Consider the following 18,408-nt stretch of genomic DNA (forward strand, 5'->3'; position numbering starts at 1 on the left):
GTGGTGGATATCGAGTTTGATCCGGCGTTTGACTGGTTGTGGGTTTTGGTGGTGGGGCAGAAGGCTCCGCGGGTTGATGTGGCGGCGGCGCGTGCGTTGGCGGAGAGCTGGCGTGATAGTGGTGTGACGTTGGGGGAGTTGGGGGGGTCTCTGGGGTCGTTGGCGGTGGTGGCGGAGCGGAGTGTCGGTGGTGGTGCTGGGCGTGCGTTTCGTAATCGTGTTGATGAGTTGGCTGCTGTGGTGCCGCAGTTGGTGGGTTTGGCGAGGCGGCAGTCGGCGGGTTTGCTCGATCTTGCGTTGAACGTGGAGTTGGGCGTTTATTCGATGATGATCGAGATCGCGTTTTTCGCGGTGTCGATCGTGTGGGCGTTGGCGGATCCGTTCACGGTGCCGTTGGTTCCGGCGTTTATTACCGCTGCTCGTGTCGCGGTCGGTCGCATCCTGGAGAAGCTGCATTGGGTGGTGCGGCTGCTGGTGGAGGCGGTTCAGGAGGGTGTCGAGGAGGTCGTGCAGGGCGCGTTGGCGCAGATCATCCAGTTCGTTGAGGGGAACCGTCACGGGTGGGACGGGCAGAATTCGCTGATCGAGTTCGTTGCGGGGGCTGCGGCGGGTGGCTTGATGGGCGCCATGTTCATGGGTGTGGGGAAGTGGCGGCCGCGGGTGGCAGATTCGATGTTGTTTCACGGGTTTACCGAGGCGGCTGCGGAGACGGTGGTCGGTGCGGGTGCGGCGGGGGTTCTGGGTGGCAGTGTGGATGATTTGTGGACCGGTGCGGTGGGTGGTGCGTTCACCGGGATGGTCGACAAGGGCGCTGCTGATGCTGGTGGGAAGCTTGGTGAGTTGGTCGATGGTGTGGGCGTTGTGGATGGTCCCGGCATCCCTACTATCGAGGCGCCGGAGGTTCCGGTTGTGCCGGTGGGGGACAAGCCCGGGTCCGGTGTCAGTGGTTCGGATTCGGGTTATGGCAGCGAGTTCGGTGACACCGGCAGCGAATCCGGTGATACCGGAAGCGGTTTCGGTGATGTGGACTCGGGTTATGGCAGCGATGCCGACTCCACGCCTGCCCGCAGCGACGTTCGTGGTGAGGACTTCGTGGGCGAACCGGGAGCCGGCGCGAGCCCGGTCGTGTCGCCGGGTGCGGTGCCCGGTGATGGGCCGCGCGGCTCGAACGGAACTTCTGGTACGGCAGCGAGCACCCCGCCGCCTGGGACGAACCCGGTTGCGCCGGGTGCGGGAAATCCGGTCACAGGTGCTCCCGGCCCGGATTCGCCGAAGTTGGATGCGGGTGCTTTTGCGGTAGGTGTCGCCAATCCGGTCGCCGGGGTTCCCACGCCTGGCACGTCGCCTGGTGTCGGCGTGCCTCCCGCGCTCGACGGGCCGCTTGCCGCGGATGCTCCGGCTTCGGCAGAGGGACGAGCGCCTGTCGCGGAAACGCCCACGCCGAGCACGAAATCATCCGTGCCAACCGCCGGCGTGCAGGTCCCCGCTGTGAACACGCCCGCGCCGGGGGCCGCGGTGGGTTCAGATTCGGAAGCGCCGGTGCCGGGCACCGGGAAGCCCGGTTCGAGCGTTGGGGCGTCGGAGCCGACTACGGGGACGCCTGGGCCGACCGAGGGAATGCCGGTTCTCGGTGCGACTGTGCCCGGTTCGGACGTGCGCGCGCCGGTACCCGGTACTGCGGCACCTGCGCTGGCCGCAGGGACGCCCGTGCCGGGAACTGCGCCGTCTGGTTCGGGTGCGGGGACGTCGGTGCCCGGTACCGCGAAGCCCGGCCCGGACGGGCGGACACCTGCGGACACCACGGTCACTCCGCCGTTGCGGGACGGTTCCTCCTTGCCGAAGGCCCCGCCCCCGGTTGCCGCCCCTCATGGTGTTGTGGGATGGGACGCCGGGTATGGCTCGGCGGCTGCGTTGCCGTCGGTTGATGCGCAGCCTCCTGCGCAGACCGGTCCAGCGGCAGGCACGGCTCAGCAGCCCGCATCGGAGACCAGCGCCATGCAGCGGCAGGGGCCGGCTGCGAACCAGCAGCGAGGCCCGCAGGCGGGCTCGAATTCGGAGCGGACCGTTCGACCCGGCGACCTCGCCTTCATCTTGAACTCTGAAGATCAGTCCAATGCTGACGAAGCGGCGGACAACAAGGTCGACGCAACCGGAGTTGCGGCGCCGCAAGTCGATGTGTCCTGGACGTTCGGTGGTCCAGGGGCGGATCGGGCTGTCGACTTTATTAAAGATGCGTTAGCGAAGTCTGTTGTGGATACGGAGGTCTTGTTCGGGCAGTTGCACCGGGCGATGGGTGTGGCTGGTGCGGATCGGTTGGCGACGGAGATCGCCGCGCCGCTGGTTGCGGCGGTGGAGGAGGGCCGGCTGCGGCAGGCTGATTTTGAGCATGCGCTGCAGATCACGGGGCGGATGTCGACGTTCATGGTTGACCCGTCGGCGGAGGTCACCGTGGGTTCGACAGCGGTGCGGCCGCCGGTTCGGCGTGCTGACCTGCCGTCGGTGCGGCAGTTGGCGCAGGCGATCGGGGGCCGGGTTCGTGGTGGTGATTTCGACGGTGCGATGACGCTGGTCGGGGGGATGAACCGTGACCCGCAGGTGGTGTGGGCGACGTCGAAGGCGTATCAGGAGATGTTCGGCGGGGAGCTCGCGGCCGATCTGCGGGCGATGCGGACGGACGAATCGCCTTATGTCGACTACCTGTTGAGCCACTCGATCGCGCTGCCGGTCTCGTCGAACCAGGCGCGTGAGTGGTATCTGCGGATGCAGGAGCTGACCTTCGATCATCCTGAGGCGGGGCGGTTGCGGGTGCCGTTCGATCATCCTGAGGATGGTTGTTACATGCGGGCGCATCTGATGGCGGTCGCGTTGCAGCAGCTCGGGGCGCAACCGCACAAGATCTTCGTGGTGCGGACGAACCCCAAGCTCGAGGTTATGTCTGAGACCGCGCAGGGCGCCAGTGAAGACCTGCCGCTGCCCGTGCGCTGGGACTACCACGTCGCACCGGCCATCCGGGTCGAGGGCAGGGACGGCCCGTGGTGGGCGGTGTTCGATCCGTCGCTCCCGACCGATTTCGTCATGAGTGTCGAGGGCTGGCTCTCCCACATGAACCTCGACGTCACCACGACCCGCAACTTCGAGGGCACGGCCGCGTACATCAGCCGGATGTTCTCCGAGATGCGGCTTGCGGAGCCGGAAGCATGGATGGGGAGCATGCCGTCGGACTACGCGGTCGTGGCGATCACCGAGCCGTGGGTCTACACCCACGCCGACTTCATCAGAAGCTTCGCGGGCACGTTCGCCTCCACCGATGAGTTCTTCTCGCGGACGGGGCTGGACGAACTCGCACATCAGACGTTGATCGCCGCTGGCCGGCGGGCGGACCGCGCGCTGGCGGACGTGGTCGTGCGCGCGAGGCTCGATGGGGAGGTCGACGCCGACGCCGTGCTCTCGTCGCTTGCCGGCATCGTGCAGCGCGAGCCACTCGGTGCGCGAGGTGTACTCGACCGCAACCCGTTCGCCATTCCGCTCCTGACGGGCCTGCTCCCCGGTCGCGAAGCCGAGATCCGGAACACGCTCAACGTGCCCATCCCGGTGCCCGAGGTGGCGGGCACCCCGACAGAACCCGCGACGGAGGTCGACTGGCAGCGGGTCACTCAGGAGGCCATAGCCTGGACCGCGACGGCAGCCGCATCGGGATACTCCGCCCCGACGAGCCTGGCCCAGGGGGTGGATGCGGCCGTCCTCGACGAGTTCGTCCGGGCCTACAGCTCGGCAGGCGCCCTCCCTGCCATCGACTGGACCGCCGGTATCGGGGGCGGGCTGCCTGAAGTTCCGGTCATGAACGATCTCCCGGGTGTGTCGCTGCCGTTCGTCTTCCCGTCGCCGCACGGCTATCCGAGGGAGAACCTCGCGAATGCCGTGCCGCACCAGCGTGGTCGCATTCGCGTGGTGCCGGGTCGTCCGGAGGCCGTGCGGTCTGCGTTCGAGGTCCGGCGGGCCTGGGAGGTCATCGAGGACGGCGTCGAGCCCGTCACCGAGATCACGGTGCACATCGACATCGAATTCAGCCAGCGGGACAGGGACGATCTCCGACATTGGGTGATGCAGGACGCGCAGCTGGCCGTCGACTACTACTTCAACAGGCCGAACCTGCGCGCGTACAACGGTGACTTGCTGCGCTTCCGGATCATGCGCAAGACACCGGAGACGGTGCTGCACCACACCGTCGAGATGAGTTTTGACCCGAATTCGGTGATCAACCAGAACCATTGGCAGTTCGGGCAGTTCGCCGTGCAGTTCGCGCACGAGTACGGCCACATGATCGGCCTCGTCGAGGAATACTCCGACGTGCCTGGCCAGCTGGACGTCCACGGCACCGTCATGGGGCGGCACCTGACCGTGACGGAGGACGGCACCCGAGTTGCTATGTCGGGCATCCGCACGCCCGCCCGGTACGGTCAGGTGCTGTCGCTGTTCATCGGTGAAGTGCCGATGGAACCGAACCCGGTGGCTGCGTTCGATCCGGTCACGGGTGCGCCCGCGCCGGAAGCGTCGGCGACTGCGGACGCACGCCCGCCCGCGGACAGCGTGATCACTCCGTCGTTGCGTGACGGTTCGACGTTGCCACGGGCCCCGCGTCCGCGAGGAGATGCGCCGGACGCCGGGCCGGTTACCGAGCGGACGCACCAGGTCCGGGTATTGCTGCCGCACAACGCCGTCCGGGCGGAGAACATCGACGGCCAGGGGATTCGGCAGACCGCGCAGGAGGTGCTGGAACGGGCCGGGGTGACCGAGCAACGGATCGAGCAGGTGTTGCACGGGCTGTCCGACGCGGCGTTGCAGGCCGATTTCACCGTCCTCAACGGCGAGGGGCTGACCGTGAGCGTGGGCCTCGGCGCGGAAGCAGTGGAGATCACTGTGCATGCGCGGCTCACCGACGACACGGTTTCCGGAGGGGCGCCGGAGACGGCGGCTCAAAAGCCCGGCAAGCCTGGAAAGCCGGGGAAGGGCGGCAAGAAGTCCAAAGAGAACAAGATCGAGAACGCTTCGGGCGGCTACGGCGAGGTCAAGCACGAGGTGTCTTCCCCAGGAGGCTGGGACCACGGGTACGGCTACCGCGCCAGCATCCCCGTGCCCGGGGCCTCTGTGCAGATCGCGACCAGCCTCAAGGGGCTCACCCCGCAATCGTCTTGGAAGGCCACCGGCAGCTCGGAACTCCGGCACGGCTCGTCGTTCAAGCCGCTGGGCGCCCGCACCACGAGTTCGCACGACCTGACGCACGCCGTCACCGTGCGCCGCAGCGGCCAGGAACCCGTTCAACTCAGCGGGCAGCGCGCCGGTGCGGCGACCGTGAGCACGCCGAATGTTCTGCACGGCCTGCGGCGCGTGGACACCGCGGAGCTCGGCAGCGGGCAGGCTACCGGGGCCGAAGCCTGGCTGGACACCGAGCATGCGTCCGTGTGGCCCGGCGAGTCGGTCTACCTGTGCGGCAGCCCGGCGTTGTTCAACAGCGCCAAGGCTCTCGTGCACCGGCACGATGACTGGGCTGGCAAGGCCGACGAGATCGGCTCGTCGTTGCGCAACACCCTGCGGAGCATGGTCGGCAGCGCCAATCTCAGCCAACGCGGGCCGGAACTGCTGTCCGGCGGCACCATTACCGAGAAGCTGGAGATCCGGGACGCGACCGGGCAGACCCGCACCGCGACCTTCGAGCTCAAGGTCCGCCAGGGGCAGTCGCACGCCTTACTCACCGACGAGGAAGTCCTGGCGGGTGACACGAAGTTCAACACCAAGTTCGGCCGCAAGGGCGGCCGCAAGATGCAGGCCACAGTGGAACAGCCGGTTGGTATCGGCGGCCGGTTGCGTCTTGTCAAGAGCGTCTACGACGACGGCGCCAACAGCCTCGACGTGCGCATCTCGGCGCAGGGCAAGCTGACCTCGCAGGAAGAGCACAGCGAGACACTCGGCGACGACCTGCGCACCGATCTCCAGTGGGAGCACCAGGGTGAATTGCGCGGTGTCAGCGCGGACCTGACCTACGACCTGCGGGTCAAGTTCGACGACGGCCGGGTGTGGGACACCTCGCACGACATGGCGGACGGCGCCACCAAGTGGCGCGCGCTCGCCCCGGCACGCACGGACTCGGACGCGACCTCGCCGACGCAGTTCGATGGGGAGCCGTTCCCGCCGCAGAAGGTCCTCGGCACCGCCGAAACCCGATTCGCCAACGTTGCCGCGGTCAACGCGGCACTGCGCGAGATGCTGCCTGCGGGGGTGCTGCAGCCCGAGGGCGGGACCGCCGAAGCGCACATGGCCGACAACGAGGTGATGCTGAACGACTTCGTGTCGGACCGCGGATTCAGCAGCCATTCCCCAGATCTCAACGGGCCGGGTCTGTCGTTGGTGTTCACCAAGGCCACCTACGCCGACACGTCCCGCCCGGACGAGCTCATCGGCGTGGTGATCCAGGCCGTTCCGCGTGGCCTTTCACCGCGCGGAGGGTACGGCACCTTCGACTCCGATCTGGCCGAGGCCGAGGCCGAGGTCGGGCTTGTGCCGGGCGCCGGGCTGAAGGGCGAGCTGACCGGTAGCACGAAGGTGGAGCACAGCAGCTCGGTCAAGACTGGCCTCACCCTCGGAGGCGGTGCCGGCCTACGCGGGCGCGTCGAAGCGTGGGGGCAGTTGGCTCTCAACATCCAACGCGCGGACAAGTACAACACCGCGGAGTCCACGTTGGACATCTCGGGTGGAGTCGGGCGCGGGCAGGGCTGGAAGTCCTCCGACGTCGGCGCGCACCCGAAGCAGGTCGACTACCTGATCACCGTGCTGGACAACGATGGCGTGCTCGGGCAGCGGAGGGTCCGAGGCGGCCTGGCGACCACCTTCGTCGGTGGGGCACTCCCCACCGGCGACCGGGCCGCGGACGCCAACGGTGCGGGCGCCAACGCCGCCGACGGGGGCGACGCTTCCGTTCTGCACGAGGTCGAGCACGACACACCGCGTCGGCCGGAGGGCTGGACGTCGGCCGCGCTGCCCGACTACTACGTGGTGCACGGCCTGGACCTGCCCGCTGCCAGCGGCCACGAGCTCACCAGGCGGCTGCTCGGCGACTTCGGCGACAACAACGTCATCGCCGCGCACCAGGTGCATTCCTTCGCTGGTCCGGAAGCGGTCGCCACCCACTTCGACAGCATCATCACCGGCACCTACGAGGGCGTGGTGCACCGCTACGCCAAGGCCAAGTTCCTGTCCGCTGAGGAGCGGCTCGCCGACATCAAGCAGCACACGGTGCTGAGCAACGCGCGCCTGAACGGGCCACCGCAGAACGTCGAGCTGAACTTCATCAGCACGGTCAGCGGCGCCACCGGGCACGGCACCACCGAGTTCAGCGGCGGCGGCTGGACCCAGCGCGTCCGGTACGGCGGGCAGAGCAACGACATCGGCGCAAAAAGTATCCTGATGGGCAGCCACTCGGCCACGCCGTCGGCATCGAAGGGGCGGTCGTTCAGCCAGGAGTTCGAGCACACCACGACGACGACTTACAAGGGCCTCGCCTATCTGGTCACCTACGACAGCAGCACGCTGTACAGCGGCAGCGAGGCCGAACACGGCGCGAACCCGTTGGGTGATACCGCCGGGAACACGCGGCACCTCGAAGCCCACAAGGAGGGCTCGGTCCAGCTCTGGGTGCCGGCCGGCGAGATCGCCCGGCTCGGGCTGGGGCCGGACGCGAGGACGACCCCGGCCACGGGCGACGGTTCGGGCTGGGAGCCGACCGCGTTCGTCGACGGCGGGCACGCCACGGCGACTGTCCGGCCGGAAGTCACCGGATACCTGGTCAACGGCATCAAGGAGCTCCTCGGCAACGTCCCGCAGGAGGTCGTGCCGCGCACCGCCGGCCAGCAGTTCACCGATTACCTGACCGAGTTCGCGCTCGGAACGGCTGAGCTACGCGCCAGCCGGGACCTGTGGAGGCAGAGCGTCCGCGACATCGCCCCGCGCGGCTTGCAGGCGCTGTTGAAGGACTTACGCGGACCAGGCAAGCGGTGGTCTACCACGATGTCGGGGCCGCTCGGCACGATCGACGTCACGCTGACCCTGACGGGCCGACAAGGCCCCGGCCGGTTCGACGGGGTCGAGTCCGGGTGGAGCGAGAAGCACGAGATCAAGACGACCTCCGAGGACGCCGTCACCACGAAGAGCGGTCAACAGCGCCGTATCCAGCCGATGTTCGGCGTAGAGCAGTCGGGGGATGGTTCGCGGCAATCGGTGGCGTTCATCGAGCAGGGCGCAGTCACCAAGAAGTCGGCTGCCAAGCTCGTCGAGTCCGCCAGTGCGGAAAGCACCCGGACTTACTCGTTCGAGAGCGACTTCGTCATCTTCGAGCATGACTTGGACCTCGCACTCACGGTGACCAAGACCGCGCACGCCAATCGCGCCCCGCAAGCCCTGACCCTGGGCCTCGCTGATCTGGCGACCCCGGCGAGCACCAGCACGACGATCCCGCTGCCGTCGTTGCCTGGCGTGGTGCGTTCCCGCGTACCCATCGGAGAGCTCGCGCCCACTGAGCACCAGCCGCAGTGGATCGACACGCTGCCCGAGATGAGCCACGCGGAGGCGAACTCGGACGAGGTGCAGAAGGCCCTTCAGCGGTTCCTCGCCCCTCCGGCCGAGCAGGCAGAGCAGACCGCAGACACCGCGCCGCCGGTGCCGCTGGGCGCGACATGGACCCGGCACGCCATCCTGACCGGCACCACCTCGAGCGCGCTATCGGCACACCTGCAGGAGGCCATGCGTGAAGGCGGCTACCCCCTCGAAGGCCTCGACCACGACAGCCACGCCGCCGACCTCACGCGGAACCCGCTGGAGTCCCTCGTCTTCCATGCCTACCTGGACGATGTGCACGTCACACCGACGGCGGACTCGGCAGGCCTGACGACCAAGGGCTCCACGACATCCAGCATCAAGGAGAAGCACAAGGACGGGCCGGTCTTCAAGCCCAGTGCCCGGTTCCGGCAGATCGCGCAGGCCACGATCGGTGCACCGGAATACTCCTGGCAGCAGACTTCGACCGCGAAGCCGAAGTTCAAGGACACCAAACCGGAGCAGAAGTCCAGCGGCGAGACCTACCTGGTGAGCGCCATGGTGAACTGGACGATCGAGCCCCGTCACCGGGCGGGAGCGCCTGCGGGCTGGGACGAGCCGCTGCACGCCAGGGACAAGGTCTTCGTGCACACCGACGAGGCCGGTCTGCGCAAGATGGGGCTGCGGCCACCGAGTTCCGAGGGCCTTGGCTGGCGGCGTACCCCGATGCGGCGGGCGTCCTGGTTCACCCCGCTGACCAACCCGCTGAAGTCCACCGACTGGGAGCACCTGCGGAACGCGATCCCGGATGGCTCGGCGGACTTCGCGATCAGCGGTGCCAAGATGTCCAGCCACCCCAGAGAGGTCGTGGGCCGCGCCGTCTTGGGCAACTACGACTGGCGGCGTTTCGAGGTCGACGGGCGCGGGGTTCAGGAGTTCACGTTCAAGGCGCACCTGGAGGAGGAGGAATTCCTGGCGCCGTGGCGGGAGAGCGCGGAGCGTGAGCTGCGGCTCGCCGAGGAGACCGACGCCGATGCCGCCGTCGCCGATGCCACCGTCGCGGTCCGGCGTCTCCAACTGCAACTGGATTCGTCGCCTGATAACGCCGACGCGCTGGCCCGCGCACATGCCGACGTCGATGCTGCTCGGCGCCGGGCCGATGAGCAGCGGGAGAAGGCCAACGCGGCTAGCGTGGAGCTGGATCAGCGGCGGCAGCTGGTCGACGATGTCAAGCGGCGTGCCGCCGGTGCGGTGGACGAGGTGTTCAACCAGGGCTACCGGATGCCGCGTTCCGGCGACCAGTTCCACATTCGGCTCGAGTTCGTCGATGACCCGACGCAGGCGCATCAATCGATCCATCTCCACACAGATCCGGGTGCGCGTTCAGACCAGCTCAGCTGGAACCCGTACACCGCCGACGACTTCGAGTTTGCCCACGAGCTTGGACACTGGCTCGGCCTTCCCGACGAGTACCGCCAGTTGGGTACCTACCAGCTGGGCCGGCGGCAGGCCGCGGACGGTGTGTGGCTGCCGGAGTACACGGTCAGGATGCACCTGAACACCGATTCGCGCCTGGCCCCACTGCGAGAAGAAGCGCGCACCCACGAGCGGTGGGCCGTCGAAGCGGAGGCGGAAGCTGGGCGCGAACCGCATGATGCGAGGCTGCAGGACGAGGCGCAGGCGTTGCGGACGAAGGCGGTCGAGTCGCAACAGCGGCTCGCGGAGGCCGAGCGGGAGATTGATGAGCTGAAGGAACGCGCGACCAGCACGGCCTCGGAGTTGTTCGATCCCGAGCGGATGCACCCGGATTCGGGGTTCTTCGTCAACCTGCAATTCACCGACATCTCGTCGGACTCGCATTTCCGCGTCGATCTCATGGAGAAGGCGCCCGGCGGGCCGAGGGCCTGGGATACCCGGACTGGCGCGTTCAACCTCGCCGACGCGGTTGGTCGCCACCTCGGGTTGGAACCCGACTTCCTCCAGACGCTGCGCCAACACCAGGCCCGCAACATCCAGGCGCGCCCGAAGGCCGACGACCGGCTGGTGTTCAACCGGGCCGACCCGCCGATGCCCACCGACACCACGACAGGCCGGCCGCATCGCCCGCAGAACTCCTACATCGACGATGACGGGCTGATGGGCACCCACCAGCGGACGTTCCTGCCACGCCACCTGTGGCGGATCGAGGAGATTGCGATCTCGCAGGGGCTGCGCCCGGACGTGGCGGTGCCGGGCCCGGAGCGCTGGGCGCGGACGCTGGATCACTTGTTGTCGCGGGATTCGGTCAACAAGGACGCGGTGCTGAACGAGCTGGCGGCACTGCGCGGGGACCCTGCGGCGGTCCAAGAGGTGCGGGCGGCGTTCCTGGCGAACGCCGGGGACACGCTGGACACGGTCCTGCGCATGGTGCTCGGCGAGGACGGTTATCAGGAGGCTGTGCAGCAGCTGGAGCCGCGAGACAACTCGGCTGCCGACGCGGACTCCGAGAACCTCCGCGAAGTCGCGCAGGCGGATTCGCGTCCGTCCGAGCGGGTGGACATGCCCGCGTCCGACCGGGCGGCGGCGGCCGATTCCGAGCCGAATCGGCCCGAAGAGCGGGCCGTTGCACCGCAGGACGCTTCGGCGCTCGCCTCCTCCGAGCCCCCACTCTCTCCGTCTGTAATCGCCGAGGTGGGGTTCGAACTGGAGCTGCCGGGTGTAAGGGTCCCGTTCTCTTCCCGGGGTGAGGTTCTGCTCGAGGGTGTCGGGTGGCGACTGGAAACCGACGATGTCGCGGGTTCCGATCGTTCCGATCTCGAGTTCGTGTTGTCCCCCATGTCGAGCATGCGCGAGATCGAGGATGCGATCCGGGATATCGCGGGCGTGATCGGCGCGATGCGAGAACTCGCGTTGGCCGGCCAGCCGTTCTCACTATCGCAGGTGGCGAGTGGATCTGCGCGAGAGGCGCATCTCCGCAGGGACACACCCGTCATCGTCGAGGACATCCGGTTCCAAGCCCGTATGCAGGCGACCTACGGCATCGGTCTGAAAGACCTCCACGAGGTCATCGACGAACTCTTGACGACCAGACAAGCGACGACGATTCATCAGTCCGCGGACCGGATCCGGCGGCTCTACGAGCAGAAATCCCCTGACTCACTGTCGGAGGATTCCCGTGGGTTCGTGGAGCTGCTTGCCATGTACCTCGAACGTGCCGGAGCGGAAACGTTCGGTAACGGCGATGTAAAATTCAGATTCCGGTTGAACAGCCGAAGCGACTTCGTGTCCATCTACGAGAAGTTGCTCACCGACGCCGACCGGGAGCAGGTGCGCAGGCTGCTCCTTGCGGAGCCGGATCAGGATGTTCCGGATTTCATGGCGGCACTGGGCCGCCGGGCATCGGATCTGGTCTTCGCAAAGCCGTACGACACCGAGGAGGAGAATACGAAATCGGCCGGGCCGCGGATTGTCGACTGGCTGGGTTCGATCGTGAAAGGCCGGAACGAGGGAGCGTTCAAGAAGGACCTGCTGTCGCCTCCCTCGGGTTACCCGCTGCACAGCGGCAACCTGGACGTCGACTACGGCATGGGCGCGATGGGTGTGGACGAGGTGAACAGGTTGATCCTGTTCGAGGTCCGCGGCGCTCCTTACCGCCCGACTGACCTGCCGTTGAACGGGAGGGCGTTCCACGCCATAGCCGAGGAGTACAGGAGGGCCGCGCAGCGCAACGGTTCCCTGGTGCCCGTACGGCCGACCAACTCGCCGGCGGCGCACGCTGTCGAAATCACTGACCGGCTCAACAGCGTGTGGCAGGACCTTTCCAACGTTTACGACAATGTCACCAGACTGGACGAGAGCCTGACGGACAGGGCCTGGCGGTTGTTCTCCAACTCCGCCATGTCCTCGATGGAGGAGATCGACAAGATCGGGCAAGTGGTGTTGCCCGAAGGAACGGAAGGCCTCCGTTCCCGGCTCGGCGAGATGGGGAACGTTCTTCGGGCGCTGCGGGACATTCACGACGCCGCTCGGGTCATGTCGCACATGCCGGCCTTCGAAGTGGCCCTGCGGGAATTCGAAATGGCGTTGTGGGACGCCGAGAACCGCCTGGGGCCGGACTTCGACGACGCCCGCCGGTCCGGCACCGTGCAGCGGGTGGAGGTGCCCGCGTCCGGCCAGTTGGCGACGACCGATCCCGAGTCGTATTCGTCGGACAGCGACAGGTCGGTCCTCGAAGGGCCCGTTGACGACGACACGCGCTGGCCGGACGGCGAGGAACTCCTGGCGGAGGACCAAGCCGGGCGAAGTACCGAGCTGCTAACGGCCGACCCGACGACGCGGAAGAACGAGGTCAACGCCGCAGCGGACCGGGTGCTGCGGGACGTCGAGGAGTCCGTGCGCTCGGAGCGGTCCGAGCCGGCCCCGTTGCTCGGCGAGGATTACTTCGGCCTGCTGGGCCCATCGGTCCGGCCGGATCTGCTGGCCGAAGTGGATCTCGCCCAGCTGGGAACCGACAAGTTGGACGCGCTGTTCGACGCGGTCGACCTCACCCACGACGTTCCTGCTGTGATCAAGCCCGATGATCTCGCATCCACTCCGGTGATCAACGTCCACCGCCCCGAGGAGACGCGCTCGGAGTGGGCGCCGGGCGATGTCAAGCCGCTGGACGCCGACCTGGAAATGCCCTCGCTGCTGCACACGATCTGGTTCGGCAGCCCGGTCGTGTCCTCGGGGAAATCAGCGGAAGTCTGGGAGAACTTCGGCGAGGCCGCGTCGAAGCACGCTGGCACTTCAGTGCTGTGGACCAACATCCCGCGCACGGAGTTCCGCGCCGCCCGGGCCTCCGCCGCGCCCACCGACGGTTCTCCGGATCCCCACGCCGGGGTGCGCGAGATGATCGAGTGGGCCCGCAAGAACCAAGTGCGCCTGGTCGACATCAATGAGATCTTCCACGCCGAATCCCCCATGCGGCTGTCCCCGTACTTCCGGAGCCAGCTGCTGAAGTTGTCCGGGCCGGGATGGGCGGGTGCCAGCGGCATCGCCCGGATTGAGATCCTTCGCGCGTTCGGCGGTACTTACACGGATGGGGACAACTTCGTCCGCAGCACGTCACTCGCGCAGGAGGTCGTCCACACGCGGGAAGCGTGGGCGATGTTGACAACGAGCATGCGCAAGCTCGGCAATTCGGCGTACGCGATGCCGCGCAATCACCCCGTGGCGGATGTCTTGCTGCAGCTCATGGGCAACAAGTTCGCCCTGCCGCAGGAGAAGCTGCTCACCCGGCTCAAAGACGTTCCCAAGGAGCAGTTCGACTGGCCGATGATGCGTGCTCGCCGCAACTCGCTGATGTGGCGGACGGGACCGGACATGTTGGCCGAGTTGCTGACCGCACTCGGATACCGGAATTGGGGCGACCTGCCGATGGTGCCCGCGGTGGCCCCGATGTCCGCGGCCACGTGGCTGGGCGAACCGACCAGCGGAGCGGGGCTGATCAGTGATCCGGCTGCGACCGCTGAACTCACCCGGAAGGTCGTGCAGACGCTGGTGCGCGACCTCCACAACCATGACGGGGACCTGCACCTCACAGCAATTGCCCCGGCGCTCGCACGGCACGCTGACCCTGACGTCGTGCTGACGGCCGCGATCCGGTTCCTTGTCTCGCGTCCTGAGCTGGCCGGGCTGGTCCGCACGCTGACCGACACCGTCTGGCGGGACGGCGAGTACCACGAGGTGCACAAGCCCGAGCCCGTGCGTGAGCTGCTCACCGTGGCCCCCGATGGGCACCGGGAAGTGATCGCGGAGGTCGTGAAACCGGCGGAGCTGCGCACTGGGGACAACCCCGCGACACCTGGCGAGGGCGATCTGCAGGCCCCAGCGAAGTCCGAAGTTGACAGGTCGGCGGCGCTGACCGACTCGATGGAGATGGGGGGCGCCGCTACCCGGTCCGGCGAGCCGGTCACCGAAGGGCCCGCCGAGCGAACCCCTGATGAACGGTTCGGCGCGTCGCGGCCGGATACCACCCCGGAGGAAACCGCCGAGCGGAGCGGGTCTATCGCGGCGGTGCATGACGGTGACGGAGCCGAACGGGACGGGGACCTCGACGGTGAGTCCCTGGACAACGGCGCCGGCACGGAGGTGACCGAGCACCCCGAAACCCCTGGCCAGGCCGGGAACGAGGCTCTCGCCCGGCGCCGGTGGCGGGCTCTGCCGGGCTACTTGCTCGGCAACCGCGGGCTCGGTGCCGGGAGGCAGCTCACCGTCACCCAGGGCGCCGACCGGATTGTTTCCGCCGCCCAGAGCCTGCTGACCAAGACACCATCCGCTAAGGACATTCACGACCTGCGGCATGCTGTGGCGAACGAGTTCGAGTCGTTTCTCGGCGACGGCCGGGAGCTGAACGTGGGCGGGAAACCCCTCCTGGTCAGAGCCGAGCTGAACTGGGCGAAGTCCACCCCCATCGAGGCGGACATCTCGGCGCCCTCCGGGGCGACCGCGTACGCGAGCGGCGACGGTGCCGCCACGTCCAGCAGTCGTACCCCGATGTCGCGGTGGTTCTTCTTCGTCCCGGCGGTTCCGGGTCTGTTCCTGATGGGCGGAGTCAATGCGCCGACCGCCGCTGCGACGTCTCGCAGCAGCGGTCGGAAGCACGTGCACAGCGAGCAGAACCGGGTCGCGCTTCCGGACAGCACCGACAGCGAGGCCGGCTACCGGGGAATGCGCGCGGTACGCGCGCCGGCCACCTTCTTCATCTCGCGGCTTGACAGCGAGGGGAACCCGACTTTGCCGGAGGCGCGAGTCGGCCGGGCCTTTGGCGACCAGACTCCGGTCACGGTCGAACTTGGTGTGCCCGTCGGCATGGCAGGGGCGGGACGCCGGGTGCCGGTGCCCGCGCAGTTGCCCCACTGGGCACCGGAGCACGCCGACGTCCGGACCGACGTGCAGGGCCGGTACAAGAACAAGCCGCTGCCGGTACCCAGCCGCCGCGTGCTGCCGTGGAGCAAGCGGCCGGGCGGTATCCGGCGGAACACCATCTTCGACCAGGTCGCCACCTACGTCGGCAAGCTGAGCGAGTACGCCCAGGCCACCATCCGGAAGTTCGTCAGCCCAGGCAACATCAAGCGGCATCTGCCGGAGATGACGGTGACCCCGGACCAGGCCGCAGCGGGCCTGGGCTGGGTGTCCTCGGACGCGTTGCTGCCGGGTGGCAACCCGATCAAGCGGATCGTGCGCAGCAGGGGCCAGCGGCTGCAGATGCGCGTCGTCGTCCGGCAGGTCGCCTACGACCAGACCATCGACGGCGCGACGTTCGAGAAGACCACTTCGGACACGGCCACCGCAAGCGACTCCAACTCGACGAGCGTCAGCGGGGATGGTTCGCTCGCCGGCGGGCCCGGTTTCGACGTCGGCATGCTCGCGGCCGGTGGCGGCCTTTCCGCGGGTGGTGGGTACGGGACCAGCCACGAACAGGACTACGAGCGTGGCACCGGGACAGAGACGACCCGAACCCACACTGGCCGGGCGACGCGCTTCCACACCGTTGGTGACCTGGAGATCCGCAAGCCGGGGCATCCACCGATCATTTTCCGCGCAGCGGTGCACGGCTACCACCTGGCGGAGGCGGCCGAGGCTTCGCGGCACGGCATCGACGCCGCGGCGGCGGCGGACGGCGCACCCGCCCGAGGGGCGGTGGAGGACACTGCGGTCCGCGCGGCGATGCAGCTCAGCGAGGCGAGCGGGCGGCTGGCGAAGATCATGGAAGACTCGGTGGCGGAGCTGCCCGGCCACAAGCGGTGGAAGTGGCGGGACGCCAGGTTCGTCACCGAGTTCGACGATCCGTCCCTGGACAAGGGCATTTCCGCTAAGGACGAGCGGAAGCTGGCCCGGGGCGAGGAGATCCGCGGCGGGATTTCTCCCGCGGAGCTGGCCCGCCGCGCGCCGGACATGCTCACCGACCGGCCGCTGGTGCTGGACGTCGAACCGGAACCCGGGCGGGGCCACAACTACCATGCCTCGTTCGAGGTGACGGCGAGCCTGGAGGGCGGGCTGGTCAACCTCGGACCGGCGGAGAGCCCCGTCACGGGTGAGAAGATCTCCGAGTCGGAGGGCGGCACGTCCGTCAAAGGGCGGAACTGGACGCTCGGCGGCGGGTTCGTCGCCCGCGTGTACGCGGCCCTGCACGGCACGGGCTTGCTGACCGCCTCCAGCAAGTTCACCTACAACCGGTCACAGTCGTCCGGGATGGGGCACGACACCAAGCTCTCCGGCGGCGGCGTGCGCGGATCGAAACTGGACGCCGATGGCAATGTCCGGCCCGAGCCGATGCGGCGGTACCGGGCGACGATCAAGCTCACCGTGTCCGGGCACCACTGGAACCGGCATAACGAGCTGGTCCGCGGCATCAGCGCCGGCAAGCCCGGCAAGCACGCGCCGGGGCGGTCTTCGCTGGACATCGTGGACTCCGCGGCTGCCGCCGAGGGGCGCGAGCCGGGAACCGTCACCGTGGACGTGATCCTCGAACTGCCCGCCTCGCACGGAGAGCTGCGCCCGGACGTGCAGCCGGTCAACCGCACCGAGCTGGCAGACGTCTCGATCAACCGCGGCGATGAGCTCCACCGCGGCGCGTCCCGCAAGCTCGACTGGGCGCAAGTCGTGTCGTTCCACGGGCTGGAGCACGTGCGGGAGGCGATGCGGCGGGTGCTGGTGCGGGCATCCGGCGATCCGATCTGGAAGTTCGAGGACGGGAAGAATTCCGGGCTGATCGACCGCGCGATCTCGCAGGAAGCGCTGTCCGGTGACCCGCGTGCGTTCAACCGCCCGACCCGGATGAGTGGGCTCTTCTGGCAACGCAGGCGGGCCGACGCGCACGCCGAGGGCGCGGTGTCCTACATGCTGCGCAACCCGGAGATTCTCCAGACCGTCTGGCAGCAGCCGGAGCAGTCGATCATCGGCGGCAGCACTACCAGTACGGAGAAGGGCGCGACCTGGACCTGGGCCAACGCTATCGAACCGGCGTACCTGCCGACCAGCGCCAACGAGATTCACACCCCGGGCACGGTCACCCACGGGTTGGGGCTGCTCCTGCACGAGTTGAGCCTCTGGGTGAGCAGCTGGGGGCACAAGAAGGGGCACAGCACCGCCGTTTCCAACACCGTCTCGTTGGCCCCCGAGCCCCGCAAGATGTATTTGATCTCCGCCTCGGTGGAGGCCACGGTGGCGGGGGAGACGTGGAGCCGGGGCAAGCTGGACCGCTGGAACGTGTTCAAGCCGGAGGAGGTCAACCGGGCCGCCGAGCGCTTCGAACTGCCGCGCGCGGCGAAGGTCTTGGTCACACCCGAGCAGCTGGACGAGATCCGGAGTAGGCAAGCGGAAGAGGACGCGCGGCGCGCGGGCGAGGCCGGCGGAGAAGTACCGCCTGCTGTGTCCGAGGCGGAATTCGCGCACGATGCCGATGCGCTCAGCCCGGTGCCGGAGGGGCACGACATCGGCGCCCCGAAGTGGGCCGACGCCGTCATCGAGCCGATCGACCTCACCAACCGCGTCGCGCAGCTGCGGGAACAGCTGGTGCAGCGCCTCGGCGAGGAGCGGGCTAACCGGCTGCTACCACCCTCGCCGTTGGGGACCGAGCACAGCACGCACGACAACTACCGCGAGGCAGAGCGCTACCTGTCGCAGTTCCAGGCATCGCTGGGCGACCTGGAGGGTGGCGGCACCAGTACCCCGCTGCGGTTGCAGGACCGGTTGACCGGCGAGACCTACGAACTGCGGGTCAGCGCGGAGAAACTGGGCGGCCCGAAGCCGGAGGGCATCAAGCACGCCGAGATGGCGAAGGTCTCCAGGACCACGCGGACC

Annotated in this window: 1 protein-coding gene (cut by a window edge); it reads left to right on the plus strand. The window is 68.1% G+C overall.

Features of this window, described 5'->3' with window-relative positions; genetic code table 11:
* Positions 1–18,408: the 5' portion of a scabin-related ADP-ribosyltransferase gene (locus tag E1288_RS29740; RefSeq protein WP_207954627.1), read on the plus strand. Its footprint extends 16,650 nt past the window's final position; only the first 18,408 of its 35,058 coding nucleotides appear in the window; its start codon is at positions 1–3; its stop codon lies beyond the right edge, outside the window.

Source organism: Saccharopolyspora elongata, from assembly GCF_004348985.1.
Taxonomy (GTDB): Bacteria; Actinomycetota; Actinomycetes; order Mycobacteriales; family Pseudonocardiaceae; genus Saccharopolyspora; species Saccharopolyspora elongata.